The 7,665-nt window shown below is 75.0% G+C and carries 6 protein-coding genes; 1 reads left to right on the forward strand and 5 read right to left on the reverse strand.

Annotation, left to right across the window (positions count from 1 at the left end):
- Window positions 1-100 precede the first annotated feature (100 nt).
- The 5 genes from ABZW03_RS33175 to ABZW03_RS33195 all read right to left on the reverse strand — a co-directional run bounded on the left by ABZW03_RS33175 (window position 101) and on the right by ABZW03_RS33195 (window position 5,624).
- Window positions 101-400: a hypothetical protein gene (locus tag ABZW03_RS33175; protein WP_355266696.1), complete on the reverse strand. Its 300-nt coding sequence runs from the start codon at window positions 398-400 to the stop codon at window positions 101-103.
- 99 nt (window positions 401-499) lie between these two features.
- Window positions 500-1,696: an XdhC/CoxI family protein gene (locus tag ABZW03_RS33180; protein ID WP_355266699.1), complete on the reverse strand. Its 1,197-nt coding sequence runs from the start codon at window positions 1,694-1,696 to the stop codon at window positions 500-502.
- Window positions 1,697-1,888: 192 nt separating this feature from the next.
- Window positions 1,889-4,255 (reverse strand): xanthine dehydrogenase subunit D, encoded by a 2,367-nt coding sequence (gene pucD / locus ABZW03_RS33185; protein ID WP_355266702.1) that lies wholly within the window; start codon window positions 4,253-4,255, stop codon window positions 1,889-1,891.
- The gene (locus ABZW03_RS33190; protein WP_355266705.1) at window positions 4,252-4,740 is read right to left on the reverse strand and encodes a (2Fe-2S)-binding protein; all 489 of its coding nucleotides are present in this window, start codon (window positions 4,738-4,740) and stop codon (window positions 4,252-4,254) included. The genes pucD and ABZW03_RS33190 overlap by 4 nt, the downstream gene beginning before the upstream one ends.
- Window positions 4,737-5,624, reverse strand: a complete 888-nt coding sequence (locus tag ABZW03_RS33195; protein WP_355266708.1) for an FAD binding domain-containing protein — start codon at window positions 5,622-5,624, stop codon at window positions 4,737-4,739. The genes ABZW03_RS33190 and ABZW03_RS33195 overlap by 4 nt, the downstream gene beginning before the upstream one ends.
- A gap of 296 nt (window positions 5,625-5,920) precedes the next feature.
- Here ABZW03_RS33195 and ABZW03_RS33200 point away from each other — a divergent pair, with 296 nt between their 5' ends.
- Complete coding sequence (locus ABZW03_RS33200) at window positions 5,921-7,528, forward strand: helix-turn-helix domain-containing protein (protein ID WP_355266711.1); 1,608 nt, start codon at window positions 5,921-5,923, stop codon at window positions 7,526-7,528.
- Window positions 7,529-7,665: the final 137 nt, after the last annotated feature.

Genomic DNA, 7,665 nt, shown 5'->3' on the forward strand with positions numbered 1-7,665 from the left:
GGCGGAGGAGGGAGCCACTGCGGAGCATTGGCGACCGACGACAACGCGGCGAGGTGCGTGCCCCGGCGTCGCCCCGCAGACGCGAGTTTGAAGACGGACCCTAGCCCTGGCGGCCGAGCCGCCGCAGCCCCTCCATGAGTTCGTCGGCGTTCATGCAGGGGCGGAGGTCGACGCTGGCGTTGAGCTGCAGCCAGAACGGCTCGGCCAGGGACGGGATCGAGGCCTCGTCCGCCACGTCGACGACGAGGACCATGGCCCGGCGTCCGTGACGACTGAGGAAGTAGGCCGCCTCCGGCTTGAGTTGGGCGAGGGTCTGCTGGATCCCTTCGGCGATCGTTCCGTCGGTGATGAGCTTGTTCGAGGTCGCGGTGTCGAGTTCGACCTCCAGCAGGGCACGCATGATCCCTGCTCCTTCCCCGGGCTCGGGGCGAGTCCGCAACTCCAGCCTGCCGCCCCGCCGGTGGCCACGCAACGTGAGCGGCGCCGGAGCGGTTCCGGCTCAGGCCGCGTGGGTATGGGGTTCCGGCTCGCCCGACCGGTCACCCTCCGTCGCCGTCGGCGACACGTCGTGGTGGATCGGCCCGTCCGAGGCGCTCAGCGGCAGGCAGCCGCCGCCGCGCCGGTGGGCGATGATCTCGGCGGCGACCGAGACCGCCGTCTCCTCCGCGGTGCGCGAGCCGAGGTCCAGGCCGATCGGGGAGCGCAGCCGGGCCAGTTCGGCCTCGGTGAGCCCCGCCTCGCGCAGCCGGGCCACGCGGTCCCGGTGGGTGCGGCGCGAGCCCATCGCCCCGACGTAGCCGACCGGCAGCCGCAGGGCGCGCTCCAGCAGCGGGATGTCGAACTTGGCGTCGTGGGTGAGCACGCAGAGCACGGTGCGCCCGTCGATCCGGCCGAGCTGGGAGTCCAGGTAGCGGTGCGGCCAGTCGACCACCACCTCGTCGGCCTCGGGGAAGCGGCGGGCGGTGGCGAAGACCGGCCGGGCGTCGCAGACGGTCACGCGGTAGCCGAGGAACCGGCCGATCCGCACCACCGCCGCCGCGAAGTCGATCGCCCCGAACACCAGCATCCGCGGCGCCGGCACGTACGACTCGACGAAGCAGGTGACGGTGCCCAGCCCGTGCTCGTCGCAGGGGCGCCCGTCCAGGCCGAGCACCAGCCGGCCGGTGCGTCCGGCCTCCAGCATCGCCCGGGCCCGCACCACGACCGCCCGTTCCAGGGCGCCGACCGTGGAGGGCGTCGGGGAGAGCGCGCCGGTGACGCCGTCGGCGGTGACCGCCAGCGCGGCCCCGACCAGGGCGCCCGGCCCGGCGATCACCCGCACCAGCGCCACCGCGGTGCCGGCCGCGATGTGCGCGATCCCGGTGTCCAGCCCGGCGTCGGCCCCCGGCAGCACCGGCTGGACGAACACGTCCAGGGCGCCGCCGCAGGTCAGGCCCACCGCGAAGGCGTCCTCGTCGCTGTACCCGAAGCGCTCCAGCACCGGTTCGCCGTCGGCGATCGCGGCCCGGCACAGCTCGTACACCGCGCCCTCGACGCACCCGCCGGAGACGCTGCCGACCGCCTCGCCGTCCGCGTCCACGGCCATCGCCGCCCCGGGGTGGCGCGGTGCGCTGCCGGACACGCCGACCACGGTGGCCACGGCGAAGGCGCGCCCGGACGCGTGCCAGGCCCGCAGCTGCTCGGCGATGTCCTGCATGGGGAGGCTCCTTACACGGTTCGACAGTAGCGGGGGACGCCGCCGTACGGGAAACGATCCCGTACGGCGGCGGTGGCGCCCGAACCGGTTCCGCCGCCCCCGCGAGCCCGCCGATCGCCGCCCCGGGAACCTGCCGATGGCCACCCCGCGAACCTGCCGATCGCCACCCCCGGGAAGCGCCGACCGGCAGGCTCAGTGCGGCTGTTCGGTGGTCAGGTGCTCCGGCCGGACCGGGATCCGGTTGAGCGCCAGCCCGGTGGCGTCCCGGATGGCGGCCACGATGGCCGGCGTCGCCGAGACGGTCGGCGCCTCGCCGACCCCGCGCAGCCCGTACGGCGCGTGGGGGTCGGGCAGTTCGAGCAGTTCGACCGGGATCGGCGGGGTGTCCAGGATGGTCGGGATCAGGTAGTCGGTGAAGGAGGCGTTGCGCACCTCGCCGTCCCGCACGATGATCTCCTCCATCACCGCGAGGCCCAGCGCCTGGGTGCAGCCGCCCTGGATCTGGCCGACCACCGAGAGCGGGTTGAGCGCCTTGCCGACGTCCTGGACGGCGCTGAGCTCGACCACCTTGACCAGGCCCAGTTCCACGTCCACGTCCACCACCGCGCGGTTGGCGCAGAAGGAGTACTGGACGTGGCCGAAGCCCTGGCCGGTCTCCCGGTCGAAGGGCTGGGTGGGCCGGTGGCGGTACTCGCGGGTCCGCTCGACGGCCCCGTCGGCGAGCAGGTCGACGATCGGCGCGAGCACGCCGGCCCGGGCCGAGACCACCTCGCCGCCGGCCAGCGCCAGGTCGTCGTGGGCCCAGCCGTAGCGCCGGCGGCCCCGGTCGAGCAGCTCCCGGCGCACCGCCTCGGCGGCCACCTTCACCGCGCCGCCGGTCATGTACGTCTGGCGCGAGGCGGAGGTCGAACCGGCCGATCCCACCCCGGTGTCGGCCGGGTGGATGGTGACCTGCTCGACGCCCAGCTCGGTGCGGGCGATCTGGGCGTGCACGGTGACCCCGCCCTGGCCGACCTCGGCCGCCGCGGTGTGCACCACGGCGACCGGCTCGCCGCCGATCGCCTCCAGTCGCACCCGGGCGGTGGAGTAGTCGTCGAAGCCCTCGGAGAAGCCGACGTTCTTGATGCCCACCGAGTAGCCGACACCGCGCACGATCCCCTCGCCGTGCGAGGTGTTGGACAGCGCGCCGGGCAGCCGGCGCTGGTCCGGGCGCTCGGTGTCCAGCGGCGGCGGCAGCGGCATCTCCTTGGCCCGCCGGAGCAGTTCGGCCACCGGCGCGGGCGCGTCGATCTCCTGCCCGGTGGGCATCCGGTCGCCCTGCCGGACGGCGTTGAGCTGCCTCAACTCCACCGGGTCCATGCCCAGTTCGGCGGCCAGCCGGTCCATCTGGGACTCGTAGCCGAACGCCGCCTGCACCGCGCCGAAGCCGCGCATCGCCCCGCAGGACGGGTTGTTGCTGTACAGCGCGAGGGCGTGCATCCGCACGTTCGGGATCACGTACGGGCCGTGCCCGAGCGAGGCCGCGTTGCCGACCACGGCGGGGGAGGAGGAGGCGTACGCGCCGCCGTCCAGCACGATCCGGCAGTCGGCGAAGACCAGCTTCCCGTCCCGGGTGGCGCCGTGCTCGTAGCGCATCCGGGCCGGGTGGCGGTGGACGTGGCCGAAGAAGGACTCGTCCCGGGAGTAGACGATCTTGACCGGCCTGCCGGTGCGCTGGGCCAGCAGGCAGGCGTGGATCTGCATCGAGAGGTCCTCGCGGCCGCCGAACGCCCCGCCGACGCCCGCGAGGGTGAGCCGGATCCGCTCCTCCGGCAGCCCGAGCACGGGCGCCATCTGCCGGCGGTCGACGTGCAGCCACTGGGTGGCGACGTAGAGGTCGATGCCGCCGTCCTCGGCGGGCACCGCGAGGCCGGACTCCGGGCCGAGGAAGGCCTGGTCCTGCATGCCGACCTCGTAGTCGCCGCTGACGATCACGTCCGCCAGCGCCCGCACCTCGTCGGTGACGCCGCGGCCGGAGACCAGCCGCTGCTCGTGGCAGATGTTGCCGTGCGCCCGGGCCTTGTACTCGTGCGGCTCGTGCACGTACCCGTACGTCTCCGGGGCGAGGCACTGCTCCTCGGTGACGATCGGGGTGAGCACCTCGTACTCGACCTTGATCCGCCGCGCCGCGCGGCGGGCCGTCTCCGGGTGGTCGGCCGCGACCAGCGCGATCGCCTCGCCCTGGTAGCGGATCCGGTCGATCGCCAGGGCCGGCTGGTCCTGGATCTCCAGGCCGTAGTACTTGGAGCCGGGGATGTCCTCGTGCGTCAGCACCGCGTACACCCCGGGCAGTCCGAGCGCCTCGGAGACGTCCACCGAGCGGATGTTCGCCCGGGGGTGCGGCGAGCGCAGCGCCGTGCCCCAGAGCATGTCCTCGTGCCAGAGGTCGGAGGAGTAGGCGAACTCGCCCCGGACCTTCAGGTTGCCGTCCGGGCGCAGCGACGAGCCGCCGACGCCGTCCCTGGAGGCCTGGTTGATGCTCTGGAGGTTCTTCTGGCCCTGGACGGTCCTGGCGTTCACGAGCCGGCCTCCGTCCCCGCGCACGCGCGGGCCGAGGCCAGCCGCACCGCGTCCATGATCTTCTCGTAGCCGGTGCAGCGGCACAGGTTGCCGGCCAGCGCCTCGCGGATGTCGTCGTCGCTCGGCCGCGGGTCGGCCGCCAGCAGCGCGTCGGTCTGCACCAGTAGGCCGGGGGTGCAGAAGCCGCACTGGACGGCGCCGGCGTCGACGAACGCCTGCTGGACCAGGCCCAGTTCGCCGTCCTGCGGGCTCAGGCCCTCGACCGTGCGCACCTCGCGGTCCTGCACCTGGCCGGCCGCGACCAGGCAGGCGCAGACCGGCACGCCGTCCAGGTAGACCGTGCAGGAGCCGCACTCGCCCTGCTCGCAGGCGTTCTTCGAGCCCGGCAGGCCGACCCGCTCGCGCAGCACGTACAGCAGGCTCTCGCCCTCCCAGACGTCGTCGGCCTCGACCGGCCGGCCGTTGGCGGTGAAAGTGACCTTCATGCCGCGCTCCCGATCTGCTTGCCGTAGTCGTTCCAGGTCCAGGTGAGGGTGCGGCGGGCGAGGACGGCGAGCGCGTGCCGGCGGTAGTCGGCGGTGCCCCGCACGTCGTCGATCGGCGCGGCCGCGCCCTTCACCAGCTCGCCGAAGCGCCGGACCACCTCGGCGCCCAGCGGCCCCCCGGACTCCCACAGGCCGCGTTCGGCGAGCACGCCCCGGAGGTACTCCTCGGCCTCGACGGCGCGGCGCGGCGTGGGGGCGGCCGAACCGATGCCGGTGCCGACGGTCCGGCTCCGCGGGTGCAGGGCGAAGCCGAACGCGCAGACCGCGATCACCATGGCGTTGCGGGTGCCGATCTTGGAGAACTGCTGCGGCCCGTCCGCCACCGGGACGCGCACGGCCCGGATCAGCTCGTCGGCCTCCAGGCAGTTGCGCTTCACCCCGGTGTAGAAGTCGTCGATCGGGATCAGCCGGGTGCCGCGCACCGAGGCCGCCTCGACGAACACGTCCCGCCCGGCCGCCAGCAGCGCCGGGTGCGCGTCACCGGCCGGCGAGGCCGCGCCGAGGTTGCCGCCGACGCTGCCGCGGTTGCGGATCTGCGGCGAGCCGACCGTCCGGGCGGCCAGCGCCAGCCCGGGCAGCGGACCGGACAGCTCCGCGATGATCCGGGCGTACGGGACGGCGGCGCCGAGCCGCACGACGCCGCCCTCCTCGGACCAGGTGGCGAGCTCGGTGACGCGGTTCAGGTCGAGGACGGCGGACGGCCGGCGCACGTCGAAGTTCAGCTCGACCATGACGTCGGTGCCGCCCGAGATCGGCAGCGCGGTCGGGTGCCCGGCCTTCGCCGCGAGCGCCTCGTCCCAGGTGGCGGGCCGAAGGAACTCCATGCGGGTCTCTCCTCACCTCGTCGCCCGCCGGGTGTCCGGCGGCGTGTCGCCCAGTGAACCGCTGTGACGCGGCCCACTGGCAGTCACCGATGGCATGAAGCCCCGGCTGTGCGCCCGCCCGGCATCCTGTACGTTCCTCTAAGGAGCAGAATCCCGCCGCTCAGGTGTTCGCCGGGTGCTACCTACGACCGTAATCCGGCCGTGATCCGCGGGTCACGGACCCGGGCGCAGTCCGGCCGGGCCCTATCGTTTACCCCTTCGCCCCTCCCCCCAAGCCCCCGTTAAGGAGTCCGCGGATGCGTGTCCGTGACCTGCTCGCCCCCGGCGCCCCGCGACTGCGCCTGCTCGCGGCCGAGGAAGAGCTGGACCGGCAGGTCAGCGGCGTGATGACGACGGACCTCCAGGACCCGGGCCGCTACCTGCACGGCGGTGAACTGGTGCTCACCGGCATGCTCTGGCGCACCGTCCCGGCCGACTCCGAGCGCTTCGTGCGCACCCTCGCGGCCGGCGGCGCGGTGGCCCTGGCGGCCGGCGAGGCCGAGGTCGGCCCGGTGCCCGAGGACCTGGTCGAGGCCTGCCGCCGGCACCGGATGCCGCTGCTCGCCGTCCCCGACGACATCGCCTTCGGCACCGTCACCGAGTTCGTCGGCCGCCAGGTCTCCGCCGACCGCGCGTCCGACCTCGCCGCCCTGGTCGACCGGCACCGCCTGCTGGTCTCGGCGGCCGGAGGCGGCGGACTGGACGCGGTGCTGGACCTGCTCGGCGGCGACCTCGACCTGGACTGCTGGGTGCTCGGCCCGACCGGCGCGGTGATCGCCGGCCCCGCCGACCGGCTCTCCGCCCAGGACCGCGACCAGCTGGTCCGCGCCCACCTCGCCGCCCAGCGCCAGCGCCGCCGCCCCCCGCACCGGGCCCGGCTGGCGGCCGGCTCCTACTCGCTGCTGCCCGCCCCGGCCTCCGCCGAGCAGGACGCGCGGCAGCCCGACTGCCCGCTGGCCGACTGGGTGCTGGTGGTGGCCGGCGACGTCACCGAGTGGAGCACCAAGCGCCAGCAGCTCGCCGAGAACCTGGCCCGGCTGGTCGCCGCCGAGCGCCACCGCCGGGACGAGGGCCGCCGGCTGCACCGCGGGCTCGCCGACGAGGTGCTCGCCCTGCTGCGCCGCGACGCCGACCCGGCCGAGATCGGCCGCACCCTGTACGCCGCCTCGGCGACGGCCGCCCGCTACGCGGGCCCCGTGCCCAAGCCCCAGGCCGAGGAGGGCTCCTGGCTGGTGCTCAGCGCCGAGGGCACCGGCCTGCCCGAGGGCGCCGTACGGGCCGTGCTGGAGGAGGCGCTCGGCGCCACCTCCGACCGCGCCCTGGTCGCCGGGACGGGCACCGGCGCCGTGGTGGTGCTGTCCGTCCCGGAGGCCGCGGTGCCCGCCGACGCCCTGCGCGACCTGCTCGCCCCGCTGGAGGCCGGGCTCGGCCCGGAGGAGCGGATCACCGTCGGCGTCTCCGCCCCCGCGTCCGGGGCCGGCGGCCTGCGCGGCGCCCTGGAGGAGGCCCGGCACGCCCGCCGGATCGCCGCCTCCCGGCTCGGCCGGGTCTGCGTCGCGGGCCCCGAGGAGCTCGCCTCGCACGTGCTGCTGCTGGCCGCCGTCCCGGACGAGGTGCGCCGGGCCTTCCGCGGCCGGCTGCTGGACAAGGTGATCGCGTACGACGCCGAGCACCAGGCGGACCTGGTCCGCACCCTGGAGGCCTTCCTGCGCTCGGACGGCTCCTGGACCCGCTGCGCCGGGCAGCTGCACGTCCACGTGAACACCCTGCGGTACCGGATCGGCCGGATCGAGGAGCTGACCGGGCGGGACCTGTCCCGGCTGGAGGACCGGGTGGACTTCTACCTGGCGCTGGAGCTGGCCTGACGCCGCGCCCGGACATGCGGGAGGGCCCCCCCCCCCACCCGGCGGGGGGGGGCCCCGCCCGAACGTGCAAAAAGCCCCGGGGAGACCCGGGGAGCCCCCGGGAGGGCCGCGGGCGCCAAAAAAAAAAAACAAAGGGG

The organism is Kitasatospora sp. NPDC004799 (assembly GCF_040609095.1).
Taxonomy (GTDB): domain Bacteria; phylum Actinomycetota; class Actinomycetes; order Streptomycetales; family Streptomycetaceae; genus Kitasatospora.

Coding starts and splice junctions, on each gene's coding strand:
- ABZW03_RS33175 (WP_355266696.1), bottom strand. CDS start 400: ATGCGTGCCCTGCTGGAGGTCGAACTCGACACCGCGACCTCGAACAAG.
- ABZW03_RS33180 (WP_355266699.1), bottom strand. CDS start 1,696: ATGCAGGACATCGCCGAGCAGCTGCGGGCCTGGCACGCGTCCGGGCGC.
- ABZW03_RS33190 (WP_355266705.1), bottom strand. CDS start 4,740: ATGAAGGTCACTTTCACCGCCAACGGCCGGCCGGTCGAGGCCGACGAC.
- ABZW03_RS33195 (WP_355266708.1), bottom strand. CDS start 5,624: ATGGAGTTCCTTCGGCCCGCCACCTGGGACGAGGCGCTCGCGGCGAAG.
- ABZW03_RS33200 (WP_355266711.1), top strand. CDS start 5,921: ATGCGTGTCCGTGACCTGCTCGCCCCCGGCGCCCCGCGACTGCGCCTG.